At 48.7% G+C, this 15,408-nt stretch carries 12 protein-coding genes; 9 read left to right on the top strand and 3 right to left on the bottom strand.

Translation table 11 applies throughout. The features are described 5' to 3' along the window. The first annotated feature begins 41 nt into the window (after nt 1–41). From argF to H6F93_RS07645, 3 genes are read left to right on the top strand one after another with little or no spacing between them, the layout of a single operon-like run. Nucleotides 42–983, top strand: coding sequence for an ornithine carbamoyltransferase (gene argF / locus H6F93_RS07655; RefSeq protein WP_190644619.1), 942 nt, complete (start codon nt 42–44; stop codon nt 981–983). Next, nucleotides 980–2,290 (top strand): hypothetical protein, encoded by a 1,311-nt coding sequence (locus H6F93_RS07650; RefSeq protein WP_190644620.1) that lies wholly within the window; start codon nt 980–982, stop codon nt 2,288–2,290. Before argF ends, H6F93_RS07650 begins: the two co-directional genes overlap by 4 nt. A 34-nt stretch (nt 2,291–2,324) precedes the next feature. Beyond that, a complete protein-coding gene (locus tag H6F93_RS07645; protein ID WP_190679954.1) occupies nt 2,325–3,425 on the top strand; it encodes a HAMP domain-containing protein in 1,101 nt (366 codons plus the stop codon). 37 nt (nt 3,426–3,462) lie between these two features. Here H6F93_RS07645 and H6F93_RS07640 read toward each other — a convergent pair whose 3' ends face one another. Further along, nucleotides 3,463–4,830 carry a gluconeogenesis factor YvcK family protein gene (locus H6F93_RS07640; RefSeq protein WP_190679953.1) on the bottom strand — a complete coding sequence of 456 codons (1,368 nt, stop codon included), beginning with the start codon at nt 4,828–4,830 and terminating at the stop codon, nt 3,463–3,465. 401 nt (nt 4,831–5,231) lie between these two features. Here H6F93_RS07640 and H6F93_RS07635 point away from each other — a divergent pair, with 401 nt between their 5' ends. Together H6F93_RS07635 and H6F93_RS07630 are read left to right on the top strand one after the other, a co-directional pair. Then, nucleotides 5,232–6,014, top strand: coding sequence for an ABC transporter ATP-binding protein (locus H6F93_RS07635; RefSeq protein ID WP_190644623.1), 783 nt, complete (start codon nt 5,232–5,234; stop codon nt 6,012–6,014). Between the two features lie 163 nt (nt 6,015–6,177). Beyond that, entirely contained in the window at nt 6,178–7,482 is a 1,305-nt protein-coding gene (locus tag H6F93_RS07630; RefSeq protein ID WP_190679952.1) for an MlaD family protein, read from the top strand. 17 nt (nt 7,483–7,499) lie between these two features. On the opposite strand, the gene H6F93_RS07625 is transcribed toward H6F93_RS07630, so the two are convergent. Continuing rightward, a complete protein-coding gene (locus tag H6F93_RS07625) occupies nt 7,500–9,326 on the bottom strand; it encodes an AAA family ATPase (protein ID WP_190679951.1) in 1,827 nt (608 codons plus the stop codon). A 90-nt stretch (nt 9,327–9,416) separates the two neighbouring features. On the opposite strand from H6F93_RS07625, the gene H6F93_RS07620 reads away from it, so the two are divergent. The 4 genes from H6F93_RS07620 (at nt 9,417) to psb29 (ending at nt 14,283) form a co-directional block, all read left to right on the top strand. Beyond that, nucleotides 9,417–11,300 (top strand): ArsA family ATPase, encoded by a 1,884-nt coding sequence (locus H6F93_RS07620; protein WP_199313543.1) that lies wholly within the window; start codon nt 9,417–9,419, stop codon nt 11,298–11,300. A gap of 337 nt (nt 11,301–11,637) precedes the next feature. Beyond that, entirely contained in the window at nt 11,638–12,675 is a 1,038-nt protein-coding gene (gene hemF, locus H6F93_RS07615) for an oxygen-dependent coproporphyrinogen oxidase (protein ID WP_190679950.1), read from the top strand. Nucleotides 12,676–13,102: 427 nt separating this feature from the next. Beyond that, nucleotides 13,103–13,462, top strand: coding sequence for an STAS domain-containing protein (locus H6F93_RS07610; RefSeq protein ID WP_524537912.1), 360 nt, complete (start codon nt 13,103–13,105; stop codon nt 13,460–13,462). A gap of 107 nt (nt 13,463–13,569) precedes the next feature. Further along, the gene (gene psb29, locus H6F93_RS07605) at nt 13,570–14,283 is read left to right on the top strand and encodes a photosystem II biogenesis protein Psp29 (protein ID WP_190644627.1); all 714 of its coding nucleotides are present in this window, start codon (nt 13,570–13,572) and stop codon (nt 14,281–14,283) included. Nucleotides 14,284–14,345: 62 nt separating this feature from the next. Here the strand turns inward: psb29 and H6F93_RS07600 are convergent, their stop codons facing one another. Then, complete coding sequence (locus H6F93_RS07600; RefSeq protein ID WP_190679949.1) at nt 14,346–15,314, bottom strand: putative 2-dehydropantoate 2-reductase; 969 nt, start codon at nt 15,312–15,314, stop codon at nt 14,346–14,348. Nucleotides 15,315–15,408 lie beyond the last annotated feature (94 nt).

The following is a 15,408-nucleotide window of genomic DNA, read 5'->3' as shown; positions in this document are numbered from 1 at the left end:
TCGAGGGTGGCAGCTTAGTCTTGACCTGGAGAAGGTTCGCAATGGCACAACACTTTCTGAGTTTGATGGACTGGTCTACCGCAGATTTAGAGGAATTGCTAGACAAAGCAGCTTTTCTCAAGCAGGAACACTTCAGTACAGGACACCAAACCGTAATGCGCGGTAAAACGCTGGCATTGGTTTTTCAAAAACCGTCTCTGCGAACCCGTGTCAGTTTTGAACTCGCAGTTCAGCAGTTAGGCGGACATGCGCTCTATCTCTGCAAGGATGATGTGGACATGGGCGATCGCGAATCCATTGCCGATGTAGTACGAGTTTTAGGTGAATACGTTCACGGCATTGCAGCGCGAGTCAGCGACCATGAAAATTTGTTAGAAATGGCTGCCTGGTCGCCTGTTCCTGTGATCAATGCACTGACTAAATACAACCATCCCTGTCAGGCAATGGCTGATGCACTGACTATCCAAGAAGAGTTAGGGCGCTTGTCTGGGTTGAAGGTAGTCTACTTAGGTTCTAGCAATCAAGATACTGCCCGCTCCTTACTATTTGCAGCCGTTAAGTTTGGCTTTCAGCTCATTCTCAGCAGTCCTGAAGATTTTTGGATGGAAGCGGAAACAATCGAAATGGCGCGGGCGATCGCGGGTGATCAAGTCGTTCAGTGCATTTCAAACCCTGTTGAGGCAGTCCGAGGAGTAGACGTAATCTACACAGATTCTTGGGAAGGCATGGGTATGTGGGAAAAGGTAAGTGAAGCAGAAGCAACCCGACGTTTGGCTCTGTTTAGTCCTTACCAAGTGAACGATAGCCTCATGACTCATGCGCCTCAAGCCCTAGTCATGCACTGTATGCCTGCCAATCGGGGACAAGAAATTTCTGATGCAGCCGCAGATGGGGCACAGTCTAGACTGTTGCAGCAAGCCCAAAATCGAGTGCACGTCCAGAAGGCAATTCTCCTGCATTTAGTAGGCTGTACTGCTGCGTGAGGAAAGAAGAGACATACCTTGTCGTAACGCTTTGGCTGCTGCTGTTGAGTAATGCTTTAGCCTGTCAGGTCTCTGATGTGGTGGCCGTAAGCGGTTTTTTGAGCAGCGTTGGAGTCAACCAAATTCTGCTGGTTTGGCTGGTAGATATGCTGCTCACAATTCTGATTACGGGACTGCAATCCCTGGTCGTCGATCGGTTTAACCGGGTCAGTTTGATGGGCTGGATGAGCTGTGCCTATGTGCTGATGCTGGTTGTTTTGAGGCTATTATTTAGCCTTCAAGCACCCCGTTGGCTCAACTATTCGCTCCTCTATCTGCTTGCTGAGCAGCAGTTGCTTTTCTTTCCGCTGGTGTTTTGGATTCTGGCAAACGATCTGTTTGACATGGCGCAAACCAAACGGTTGTTTCCGCTGATTGCCACAGGTAGCTTTGTCGGACAAATCCTGGGGTTGGGGTTAGCGGCGATCGCTCCCACTCTCCTCACTCAACTTCAGCTAAAACCGGAAGAATTGCTCAGTTTGAATGCATTAGTTTATTTGGCTGCATTCCTATTAACTCAGTCGAGATTAAAAGGCATCAAATTTAGACAAGCTGCTCAAAAGCAAGAGTCAGCGATCGCCACTTTAACAGAAGCCTGGAGCTTTGTCCGAGAGGTATCTTCTTTTCGCTATTTGACGGTTGCAATTCTGGCAATTAACGTCTGCCTGACCGTATTTGAATTTCACTTTTTAGTTGTCTCTAATCACGTTTTTAGTACTGCTGATAGCTATCAGCGCTTCTACAGTTTGTATCGCTTAGGACTCACTCTTACGTCATTTGTTATTCAAGGGTTTTTCACGAGTTTCCTAATCAAGATAACAGGCTTAAAAAACGCGTTTTTTGCACTACCGTTAGCTCAACTAATCGGTACTTTTTCCATGATGCTTTTTCCAGGAATTGTGGGTGGTGTCAGTGGCTTTTCTTTGTCTAAGCTAACTCAATTTACTATTGATGAATCTGCTCGAAAGTCTTTTCAGGCATTTGTCCCTGAGGAACGTCGAGGCAGAGTCAGTATGTTTATGGATAGCTATCTATTTGCAATAGGTACTGTTATTGGTTGTCTAGCCATAGGCGTGATTGTATTACTTGGAATTCAATTTAATGTTTCGACTTATTTTTATGCTTATTTATGCATTGGATTGATTGCTTGTGGAGGGGCGATCGCCGCTATTATTAAAATGCGATCGGTATACGAAGAAAGCTTATTTAACTGGAGACTAAAACGACGGCAGCGAGGCAAAATCATCTTAGATAAGCTGAATCTTTAAAGCAGGGAGCTCAGAAAAGATTGGGGAATCTACCGTGAAATTAGGGAACGTAAAAACAGCAAAACAAAAATCTCAAAAATCTCATTTCATTAGCCTTCAGCTTAAAGTTTTAACAGGTTTCACACTAGTCTTTAGTCTTGTCTTTGCAGGTGCCTATTACTGGTTTTATCGATTTGCAACTAATTTTGCACTTGAACAAATTCGAGAAGATCTAGAAACCACGATGGAAGCTGCTGCAAGCGGCACAAGTACCGAAGATTTTGCTGCTCTGATTGACCAGGGCACACCTAGAGCCGACGGCTACAGCGATGATCCGCGCTACTGGGAACACGTCAACTGGCTAGCTCAGCTAGAAAGCATCGAACCTCGTGCCTACATTTACACCTATACCGCTTCTTCTACCCCCAACCAAATTGTATTTGTGGGCAGCGGCAGTGCAATTAACCGAAGAATCGACGGCGCAAAATTTCTGGAATCCTATGATGAACCGGAAGGAGGCATTCTACTGCAAGGGCTAACGGCTGAAATTTTTGATGCTGAGCCATTTACAGATGAATGGGGCACCTGGGTGTCTGGTGCAATTCCGTTGACCAACGGAGAGGGAAAACGGATTGGGGCGTTGGGCGTTGATTTTCGGGCGGATTATGTCTTACAGGTGCAGCAGCAAATTCGCGGGAGTGTTTTGATTGCTTTCACGACGACCTATGGAACGCTGTTTATCCTGGTTTGGGTTGTGTCTCGTGTTCTGACCCGACCCATTGTCAACCTCACCCAATCCGCAGAACGAATTGGGGAAGGAGACTACAGCCAGAGTTTGTCTTATCTTTCAGGAGAAAGGCAAGTTCGCGATGAAATCACAACGCTGGCTGAAGTATTTGAAATCATGGTTGGCAAAGTTCGTCAGCGTGAAGAAATTTTGAAACGCCAGGTTGCAGAACTCCGCATCGAAATTGATCAGACAAAACGCCAGAAGCGAGTCAAAGAAATTGTAGACACAGACTTTTTTCAAGATTTGCGAGTCAAAGCCCAGTCCCTTCGTAGGCGCAATCAAGATTTTGGTCCCGGCGCAACCTCAAATTCAGGTTTAGACCCTACTTCAGATTCCTCCTCAGATTCAGATCCAACAGTTCAATGATGGGAGAGCATAGCTTAAGAGCAGTTGAGCTTTTCCTCTATAGCTCGTGAACGCGGCTATACCAACGCAGCAAGATTTTTGCTAAGCGATCGGAGTCGTGGCGGACTTGTCCAGTGTGTTCGTCTTCAAGCATTACATTAGCGATTACAACGCGCCGACCTAACTGCATTACAGCTTCCCGGTCCAGGAAAACGGGATGGGAGCCTTCTTGGGCATAGCGAATCAACGATTGGGCAGAGGGTGTTTTCTTTTGTACGACGACTGCATCGAAAAGATGATGTCCGGCTGCTGCATCAATGGTGCGAATATGGTCGGAAACGGTGTAGCCCTGGGTTTCTCCAACTTCCGTCATGATGTTGCAGACATATACGCGCGGAACCTCACGTTGGGCGATCGCCTCAACAATTTCAGGCACCAGCAAATTGGGGATGATGCTGGTGTAAAGGCTCCCCGGACCCATGATGATATAGTCTGCTTCCCGAATCGCTTGAAGCGCTTTAGGCAGAGCAGGCGGATTGGAAGGAGTGCAGCCAATTTTAACAATCTTGCCTTGGGCTTCAGTGATATGAGATTCGCCTTCAATTCGCCGACCGTCGGATAGCTCCGCCCAGAGCCGCACATCGCTCAGGGTTGCCGGAAGCACCTGCCCCCGTACTGCTAGCACTTTAGAACTGGCGGCGATCGCCCTTTCTAAATCGCCCGTCACCTCACTCATGACCGTCAAAAACAGATTGCCAAAGCTATGACCCACCAGCCCATCTCCAGCCCTAAACCGATATTGAAATAGCTCAGTCAACAGCTTTTCTTCATCTGCCAGGGCTGCTAGACAATTGCGGATATCTCCCGGTGGCAGCACGCCGATTTCTCGTCGCAGGCGTCCCGACGATCCCCCATCATCTGCAACAGTCACGATCGCTGTAATGTTGGCACTGTAGATCTTTAGCCCTCGCAGTAAGTTAGATAGCCCAGTGCCGCCGCCTAACACGACAATTCTGGGACCACGGTTTAACCGCCGGTGGGTCATTAGTACATCAATCAGTTCCTCATCCCCTTCTGGCATCAACACCTGGGTAATTGATCCCAGGCTGCGCGTTTGTCCCCAAAAGATAAACAGAATGCCAATTGCTATGGCGATCGGTCCACTGACATAGCTGGGAAAGAATGTGGTGACAGTTTCTAAAAAATCTGAAATGAATCGCCCAATGTAGAATACCGGAGTTCGGTTCGTCCAAATGGCTAAACCTAATCCCGTCAGCAGAACACCGCTAGCACTGACCAACAACCATCGTTTGACAAACAACCCTGGTGCTAGCCACAAAAACCATCGACTGAATCGCACCGGAGCACGGTGGCGCGATTCATATCTGATCGCCTTTAAAGCTTGTTTCAGTAAACCAAATGACATTGCTGATCACGGGCAAGGTTAGGAAAGTCGACCAAAAACTTCTATTGATTGCTGCCCCTATGCTGGTATAGCTCATCTACTAGAGTCAAGGCAGATATCAAGTCCTTTACGTTAAATTAGATACACCATTCTCAGAATGAAAGTTGCAAAACTGTAATGCTTCCAACAAAGCTATATTTTGAGGGTTAAGCCGCCAGTAAAAAGGCATCAAGGCTGAATTCAAAGCTGAATTACAGTTCAAAGTTGACTAGGTTACATTGGTTTGCTCAATCTGGTTTTGAAATGTGTGCCACTTATGCAATCTGGACGCTAAACCCTAGACTTTGAATGAACTAGAGTTCAGAGTCTAAGGTCTAGAGTTTAATATTTTTTAGTTCCCTTGACCTGCCTCTCATTACGCTATGGCTGAGCCGTTAATTGAACTGAAGGGAGTTAGCAAGTCTTTCGGTAATAACGTAGTCCTCGATCAGGTTGACCTAACTATCTACCGGGGTGAAGCTCTGGCGGTAATTGGGCCCTCTGGCACAGGCAAGTCTACGATTTTACGAATTATTGCTGGACTGTTAGCCCCTGATTCGGGTGAAGTATTTGTTCAAGGACAGCGGCGGAAAGGGCTAGTTGATGATGCTCAAGATCCCATTGGGATTGGCATGGTGTTTCAGCAGGCAGCCTTGTTTGACTCGCTAAGTGTAGATGAGAATGTCGGCTTCTTGCTATATCAACATTCCAGGCTACCACCCCGCCATATTCGAGAATTGGTCAACCAAAAACTAGAGATGGTGGGTTTACCTGGAATTGGCGATCGCTACCCAGCAGAACTTTCTGGCGGAATGCGAAAGCGCGTCAGCTTTGCCCGAGCAATCATGGCAAACCCAGAGAGACCTTCCGATACACCTGAAGTATTGCTCTACGACGAACCGACGGCCGGACTTGACCCCATCGCCTCGACCGTGATTGAAGACCTGATTCGCGATCTCCAATCCAAGTCAGGTGGGTGCACTACCTATGTAATGGTGACACACCAGGACAGCACAATTCGGCGGACAGCTGACCGGATTATATTCCTCTACAAGGGAAAAGTGCAGTGGGCGGGAGCTGTTAGTGAAATTGATTCCACCAAAGACCCTTTGGTGCGGCAATTCTTTAGTGGCAGCATACATGGTCCGATTCAGGTGGTGGGTTAAAGAAGTCGGTTAATCTGTTATGAGCATTCATTCTGGCGTTTGCCGTGTACTGCAAATTGGGTATTGCTGTATAGATAGGATGAATTTGACCAGGTCGATGGAATCCTTACCTGCAAATTCATGTCAAATTGAGCAATGCCGCAAATCGTTTTGAGGAGAAGTCATGCGATCGCGAACGATACGAGAAGGCTCCGTCGGATTATTAATCCTGGTGGGGTTAGGGCTATTTGGGCTGTTGGCACTGTGGATTCGCGGTTTAAATCCGGGAAGTCGTAGCTATCAGGCGATAGTAGAATTCCCCAATGTGGTTGGAATGCAGGCAGGTGCGCCTGTCCGGTATCGGGGTGTGGTAGTTGGCAAAATTCTGTCGATTCAGCCTGGTCCAAATGCAGTTGCGGTAACGATTGAGATTACATCTGCCAACCTGTTGATTCCCAGTGATGTGCTGATTGAGGCAAACCAGTCAGGCTTAATTGGCGAAACCTCCGTTGATATGACCCCGCTTGAAGAACCTTCTGCTGCCGTGATTGCAACCACTCCGCTGGATGCTGATTGTGATAACACAGTCATTATTTGTAATGGCGATCGCCTTCAAGGCAACGTCGGCGTTAGCTTTGAGGCACTGATTCGCTCTACGGTCGAGTTGACCAATTTGATCACTGACCCGGTGTTTTTTGGCGAAATTCGCACCCTGACTCGCAACACCTCAGAAGCGGCGGCGGGGGTTGCGGGATTAACACGGCAAGTTTCGGGGCTAACCCGCTCGGTCGAGCGGGATTTAAACAGGCTAACCACTTCGGCTGCGACTTCAGCTAACTCGGTCGGGCAAGCTGCTAACCAAATTGGCTTAACGGCTGCTCAAGTTAGCGTTTTGCTGACAGACAACCGCTCCATTTTAGTTAGCACTCTGGGTAACTTGAACCAGGCCAGCAGCCAACTTCAGCTTACAGTCAGTCGGCTTGCTCCTGCGATTGAAGAGGGAGAGCTGCTTCAAAATCTGGAAGTTCTCTCTGCTAATGCAGCCGAGGCTTCGGCTAATTTGCGCGATCTGACTGGTGCAGTAGGTGATGCTGATAACATTTTGCTCTTGCAGCAAACGCTAGATTCTGCCCGTGCTACGTTCCAGAATACTCAAAAGATTACTGCTGACTTGGATGAATTGACGGGTGATCCAGAATTTCGCCAAAACATTCGTGACCTAGTTGATGGGTTGAGCGGTTTGGTTTCCTCAACTCAGCAGTTGCAACAGCAGACCGCTGTGGCTCAAGTTTTAGAACCTGCTGCGATCGCTGTTGAGTCTGACGACCTTGCCCCAACTGACCGTCTAGCTGTAACGATGCCAGAATCAGTTCGTCTGACCTTGCTCAATTCCCAACAGGCTAGAATGCGCCCCTATACTGTCACCAATTCAGCCACCCACTCAACGGAGGTGACACCAGAAGTCCCGGCTTCGGCTCCGGTGGAGTAGGTCATTTGGATAACATCTCATTCTGATTGGCGCTGGCTGGAGAGTAATTGATAGGCGGCAGTAAAGTCTTCAGCGATGATTTGAATTTGGCTGGGATCACTAAATCCTTGAGCGCGGTAGCGGCGAATTGCTTCTAGGGCAGCTTGATTGCTCAGCAAAGCAAGATCTGCTCCGTTCCAACCTTCAGTTTGGCTGGCCCAATCGGTGAGGGTTACATTGGTTAGGGGGCGATCGCTATTGTGAACCCGGAGAATGTCGAGTCGATTTTCTAAATTGGGTAAGTCTACTTTAAGTTGCAAATCTAACCGTCCAGCTCGCAGAAGAGCTGGATCAAGGGCTTCAGGGCGGTTAGTTGCGCCAACGAGCAACACATTGGGGCAGCCCTGTAAGCCATCGAGTTCAGTGAGGAGTTGCCCCACAACGCGATCGCTCACTCCCGAATCTCCGGCATAGCTGCCGCGTGCTGGAGCTAATGTATCAATTTCATCCACAAACACGACACAAGGTGCGGCTTGTCTTGCTTTGGTAAATAGTTCGCGCACTGCCTGCTCTGCTGCACCGACCCAGCGACTCAGCAGTTCTGGCCCATTAACTGCAATAAAGTTAGCTCTGGCTTGAGAGGCAACGGCTTTAGCAAGAAGGGTTTTGCCCGTGCCTGGAGGTCCCCATAGCAAAATTCCGCGCGGGGCTTTTGCACCTGTCTGCTGATAAAGTTCGGGATAGAGCAGCGCCCCTTCAACAGACTCTTGCAACGTCTGTTTAATGGTCTCCAGTCCGCCAATTTGTTCCCAAGAAACTTCGGGAGACTCGACCTCGACGGAGCGCAAAACTGACGGTTTCACCTGCTTGATCGCCTGAAGCAAATCCTGCTGATTCACAGTCATTGTCTCTGGAATTGGGGCTTCGAGAGACGGAACCTGACGACGTAGGGCAGTGTAAGCAGCTTTTTGACAAACGGCTTTGAGGTCAGCACCGACTAAACCGACTGAGAGATCGGCGATCGCCCCCAATTCCACCGACTCGTCCAATGGCATCGACCGAGTCAGAATTGTGAGAATTTCTAAGCGTCCTTCTCGGTTGGGCACCCGAAACTGCACTTCTCGATCAAGTCGCCCTGGACGACGTAATGCCGGGTCAAGGTAGTCAGGGCGATTCGTAGCAGCGAGGACAATGACTCCTTTAGTTTGGGCAAATCCGTCCATTAGCCCTAAAAGCTGGGCAACCAAACGCTTTTCTACTTCCCCTTCAACCTTGCTGCGATCGGGCGCAAGGCTATCGATTTCGTCAATGAAAACCAGGCAGGGAGCAGAGCGGGCGGCTTTCTCAAAAATACCTCTGAGCCGAGCTTCGGCTTCTCCGTAGTATTTCCCAATTACTTCTGGACCGACGATGGCAATGTAGTTTACGCCCAAATCTTCTGCCAGGGCACGGGCTGTCAAGGTTTTGCCAGTACCCGGAGGTCCAACTAGCAATACGCCTCGGGTTGGTTCTAATCCTAGCTTTGCCAACAATTCGGGGCGCTTCAAGGGAAGTTCAACTAGCTCTCGCAGTTCTTGCAAAACTTCAGAGAGTCCACCGACTTCTCGCAGCGAGGCTGTAGCAGCAGGAGATTGAGGATCAGCAGGCGGCGTAACGACGACTTCATCGGTCTGGGTGGAAGGAGTTCTACTGGCAGATGGATTTACGCCAATTCCACTTCTGGGAATATTGCCCTGACGCGGAATGCTGCTGAGGGTGCGGGAGTTGATTTGCACGTCAGCTTTTAGTTCGCCTTTCTCCATCTTTTCTTCTAAAGCTTTAGCTAGTTCTAAAAGCTGCTCAAATCCCTTAAAGAAGTCACTCATCAGTTCCTCTCTGTTTTCCCAACTGATCCCAATGGTTTAGTCATCCCAGGTGGATGGGCATTTTAACGATGCAGGCTTTGGGTAAAAGGAATGCACCAGTACGACAGACTACGGTTGGCAATGTTTAGCGGTAAGGGCGGAGTGGGGAAAACGACGCTTTCCTGCGGGTTTGCTCGTCGCTGGGCGCAGCAGTTTCCCGATGAGCAAATTTTGTTGGTTTCGACTGATCCAGCTCATTCGCTGGCAGACGTTTTGTTGTCGCCAGTTGGAGATGTGCCGCGATCGCTTCCAGATTTGCCGAACCTTCAGGTGAGAGCGCTAGATTCTCAGTCCTTACTTCAACAGTTCAAAGCAGACTATGGCAAGGTTCTAGAGCTTTTGGTGGAGCGGGGCAGTTTTGTTCAAGGTGAAGACCTCAGCCCAGTTTGGGATCTAAGCTGGCCTGGACTAGATGAACTGATGGGTATTTTGGAGATTCAACGGCTACTGCGGGAACGAGTCGCCGATCGCATCGTGGTAGATATGGCTCCCAGCGGGCACACGCTGAACCTGTTTGAGCTAATGGACTTTTTAGATGGTTTCTTAGAAGCAATGGATTTGTTTCAGGAGAAGCATCGCGTCATCAGCCAAACGTTTGCAGGGCAGTATGTGCCCGATCAGGCAGATGCATTTTTGGTAGACATCAAGGCAGATTTGGCAGCAGGGCGGCAGCTTTTGCAAGATCAGCAGCAAACAGCTTGCCTGGTGGTGGCGATCGCCCAACCGATGAGTTACCTGGAAACTCAGCGATTTCTCACAGCCTTAGAAAAGCTGCAAATTCCGGTTGGTGGGCTATTTGTAAACCACATTCTGCTGGATGCCGACGAGCGCGATCGCTATGACGAACAGCAATTAGTTCTCAGCAAATTTCAAGTGGTTCAACAGTTCCCTATTTTCACAGCACCTCACCAAGCTAAAGAACCTGTTGGTACGGTTGCTCTGGATCAACTGATAGCCCGGATTCAGGAATTCCATCAGCAGGACATTAAGCACACGGGTGAAGCAAAACCGGCACCATTACCCCAACAAATTCCGCCTGGTTTCAGTGACTTTCTGGTAGAAGGACGGCAGCTAATTCTCGTAGGCGGCAAGGGTGGGGTAGGAAAAACAACGGTAGCAGCGGCGATCGCCTGGGCAATGGCTGAACGTCACCCTGACCGAAGTATTCGAGTTGTTTCGATTGATCCTGCCCACTCCTTGGGAGATGCACTAGGTGTGCAGTTAGGACATCAGCCTGTTGCCTTGAGCTCTAATCTCAGTGGGCAAGAAGTCGATGCAGAACAAGTTCTAGACCAGTTTCGAGCAGATTACCTGTGGGAACTGGCAGAAATGATGAGCGGCGAGACAGGTGACGACGACCTAAAAATTGCGTATGGACCTCAAGCATGGCGACAGATCGTGTCTCAAGCCTTGCCTGGAATCGATGAAATGCTGTCACTGGTGACAGTAATGGAACTGCTGGAACAAAAGGCACAAGACTTGATTATTCTAGATACTGCGCCAACAGGTCATCTACTGCGGTTTCTAGAAATGCCGACAGCAATGGCAGACTGGCTTGCCTGGATCTTTCGTCTGTGGCTCAAATATCAGGACGTAGTAGGGCGCACAGAACTAATGGGACGGTTGCGATCGCTCCGTCAACGGGTGATGCAGGCGCAAAAACGGCTGAAAGATCCTAAATACACTGAATTTATTGGGGTACTCCAGGCACAGTCAGCGATCGCTGCCGAAACCCAACGACTCACGCAGGCTTTAGATAATCTGGGCGTTCAGCAGCGTTATGTCGTGCATAACTGTTATCAAGCTGGGGAAGAAATTGCGGTTGAAGGATTTGAGGGGAGGGGCGATCGCCTAACTTTTGTTAAGCTGCCCCTGCTACCCCGTTCTATTGATGCCCTTGAACAAATCAAACTTGCCTCAAATCTGCTGTTTTAGAGTCTCCAAAATCTGCTAATTTTTCTCCCTTCCACCCGTTTTTACTCATTCCTAAGTTCTACTTGGAAATGCCGTTAAAGTATCTCTGTCACTGGTTTTCAGGAGGTAGCGCCACCAGCTCTATATGCTAAGGAGGAGCCCCGGAACAAGTTTTGTATTCTCTAAACTCACTACTTCAAGGTTCACTTATGTTCATAAAGTTCAGTGCATGATTCAGCTCGATTCAAGATACTCTAGATCAAACTGTGGCAACTTCAATCTGTTGCCTGGTTTAGAATCTATTCTTTTACGCCTCATCCAGACATTCAAGCGGGCACAGACGATTTGAAGTAGGGCTATGACAAATTCTTACACCAGTGAGATCAAGACCTCCAGCTTTGCACCCCCCTCTGATTCAAGACAGCGGGTCGGCCAATTTTTGCGAGATCTACAAGATCAGATTTGCCAAAAATTAGAAGAAATAGACGGTGAAGGAACTTTTCAGGAAGATGCCTGGACGCGCGAGGAAGGTGGCGGCGGTCGTTCTCGTGTGATGAAAGCAGGCAGGGTGTTTGAGCAAGGTGGTGTCGGCTTCTCAGAAGTTTGGGGAAAGGATCTGCCGCCCTCGATTTTAGTGCAGCGCCCAGAAGCAGCAGGGCACGGTTTCCATGCGATGGGCACCTCAATGGTGCTGCATCCACGTAATCCTTACATTCCTACAGTTCACCTCAACTACCGCTACTTTGAGGCAGGACCGGTTTGGTGGTTTGGTGGTGGAATCGACTTGACTCCCTACTACCCGTTTGCAGAAGACGCAGCCCATTTCCACCAAACGATGAAGCAGGCTTGCGATCAGCATCATCCAGAGTACTACCCAACTTTCAAGCGTTGGTGTGACGAATATTTTTATCTGAAGCACCGTCAGGAGACGCGGGGAGTCGGCGGTATCTTTTTTGATTACCAGGATGGGCGAGGTAAGCTTTATCACGGTCCCAATGCCAGCGGACCAGCAGCAGTCTACAGTGATGCGTTAGAAGAAATAGCGCCGCGCAACTGGGAGCAGTTGTTCAGCTTTGTGCAGGATTGTGGACACTCTTTCTTACCTGCCTACATTCCCATCGTGGAGCGGCGGCAAGGAATGGAGTATGGCGATCACCAGCGTCAGTTCCAGCTTTATCGGCGGGGTCGCTATGTCGAGTTCAACCTGATTTACGACCGAGGTACGATCTTTGGGCTACAGACCAATGGACGCACCGAGTCTATTCTCATGTCCCTGCCCCCAATGGTGCGCTGGGAATATAGCTATCAGCCAGAGCCCGACACGCCCGAAGCAGAACTTTACGAGAGATTTCTAAAGCCTCAAGATTGGGCTAGCTGGTCGCCTGATAACCACTAACGTTCCACTAAGGAAATAAAACTTCACGTTTTTGAGTGTGAAGGCGTAAGGGAGTGAGGGTTATCCAGCACTCCCTTATTTCTTTGTTCTCCTAATTCCCAAACGAGTTAACCTGCTACAGGAGGGATAGTAACTCGTAGGGGTGGGTAATCTAGGGGTTGTGGTGCAGCCAATTGCGGCTTAAGCATCCTGGATTTAGCGAAGCACTGATACATAGCTGCTTAATCAGACCCGACTAGAATGGACACAGTTCTGCGACGGAAGAGACTAGGTGTGTCTACCCTCTCTGGATATGGTTCCGGAACTGGTATTCTGAGGGCGATCGCATGAGTAGTGCATATCTCTAAATCTTGCTTTGGGGTTTCTTGAGGCTTAGAACACCTGAGAACCTGATACTGCAATTCCTAAAAAGAGGGCAATAATTCACGTGGAGCAGACAACACACACCACCCAAGACGGTAAAACGATCATCCTTCTGACCCCAACAGGACGGTTAGATATCACAACGGCGTGGCAGTTTCGACTCAAGCTACAGGAGTGCATTTCTAGATTGAGTCCACACGTGGTTGTAAATTTAGGACACGTTAATTTTATTGACAGTTCGGGCTTGACTTCTCTTGTAGCAGGAATGCGCGATGCCGACAAGGTGAAAGGCAGCTTCCGCATTTGTAACGTTCATCCCGAAGCCAAGCTTGTCTTTGAGGTGACGATGATGGATTCAGTTTTTGAAATTTTTGATACAGAAGCAGAAGCCCTGGAAGGGGTTCCTCGCGGTATTGCCAGCTAAATTAGCAGCATTTTTAGCCAGTTTTTGCCTGAGCATTAGCCTCAGCATTGCTTGGCAAACTAGCCGCTACACGAGACAATAGGATCAAGTTATCTTTAAAATTTCTTGTGAACAACGTCCGCACTGTCTCCGATACCAAGCGAGCTTTCTACAATACTCACACTCGCCCAATTAACTCCATCTACCGCCGAGTTGTAGAGGAGTTGATGGTAGAAATGCATTTGCTTTCCGTCAATGCGGATTTTCATTATGATCCCATTTACGCACTAGGTGTAGTTAATGCATTTGAGCGATTTATGCAGGGCTACCGGCCGGAAAACGACAAAGTTTCTATTTTTAACGCGCTCTGCCAATCCATCGGCAGCGACCCTCAAACCTATCGGCAAGATTTTGAGCGGTTGCAGTCAGAAGCATCTGGTCTGTCCTTGGATAACCTGATGGGTCAGCTTAAGCAGTCTGAAAACTCCGAGGCAGGTAGTCTGACGGGACAATTTCGGGCGATCTCCCAAAACCCCAAGTTCAAATATAGTCGTCTATTTGCGATCGGCTTATATACCCTGCTAGAACGTGTAGATTTTGACCTCGTTAAAGATGAAAAGCGGCGAAATGAAGCGATTAAGCAGGTTTGTGATGCACTAAACTTGCCTGAAGAGAAAGTGCAAAAAGATCTGGAACTTTATCGCAGCAATCTAGAAAAAATTGCTCAAGCCCAGATCGTCATGGAAGATATGCTCAAGGCAGACCGGAAGAAGAAGGAAGAGCGAGCCAAAGCAAAGGATGCAGTTGCCGCTCCTCCCAGCAATTCTCAGGAACCGACGTAAGACACCTTAATAGATAAATCGTGAAGGGCACTCCAGAAGGGTGCCTTTTTCGTTGCCTATTTTCAGACTTCTGCAGAGCGATTCCGAGCATCCAGGAACTGAAGCTGCTGATACAGCATTTCAATTTGAGGAATTTTTGCTCCGGCTTGTTGGGCGCTATCGAGTGGATTCCCAAAGATGGCTTTGATTTCCAATGGACGGCGCTCGTCATAGTCAATTTTCATGCTAGTGCGGTAGGGTTTCATTTTTGCCGTGTGATCCAGCATTTTTTGAACGTAGCTGTCAGGGAGCGATCGCCCACACGCCCCAGCAGCTATCTGCACTTCTCGCATTAGCTGCTCTGCCAAACTCTGCACGACCGGGTTTGCCATCATTTCCTCAGTCGTGGCATCCAGCACAACCGAAAGCCCATTAAAGGGGATATTCCACACGAGCTTCTGCCAGCGTGCTAGAAACAGGTCTTCCGTTAGCTCAATTGGAATATTGGCTTGTCGAAAATCTTCTGCGATTTCAGACATGCGCTGTGTGATGCCGCATGGCTGATTGTTGGCTGAATACTGCCCCAGCACAATTGCTCCATAGTCCAAATGGTGAATGTGACCGGGACCAACTTTGTTGGAGCAGATGAAACATAGCCCACCCATGACCTTCTCCGCGCCCACAATTTGAGCGACCTCGGCTTCAACCCCTAACCCGTTTTGCAACACTAGCACCGTACTATTTTCGCCGACTAAAGGCGGCAAAAGCTGAGGCAACAGGTGATTTTGAGTTGTCTTTAAAGCAATCACAACTACATCACAAGGCGGCATTTGCTCAACACTGGCATAGGCGTTCACCTGGGGCAGCTTAAAGTCACCTTGCACTGAATCGATGGTCAGTCCATGGTGGCGAACATGCTGGTAGTCACTTCGCAGCAAAAAGTGCACTTCTGTCCCCAATTGCTGTAGCCGTGCGCCATAAAACCCGCCTAACGCTCCTGTCCCCAAGATGGCGTAGCTGCGATTGGATTTAGAGGTGTTTAGAAGAACCATCGCGACATTCTGTTAGAAGAAATCCTGTTTGATTTGAAAAATTTTTAGAAATTTCAGGAAAGGACTTTGATTTATTTGTTTAGTTTTCAATAAG

The organism is Leptolyngbya sp. FACHB-671, assembly GCF_014695745.1.
Classification (GTDB): Bacteria; Cyanobacteriota; Cyanobacteriia; order Elainellales; family Elainellaceae; genus JAAUTN01.
Note: the sequence above shows the minus strand (reverse complement) of the source record. Positions and strands in the feature narration are given on the sequence as shown.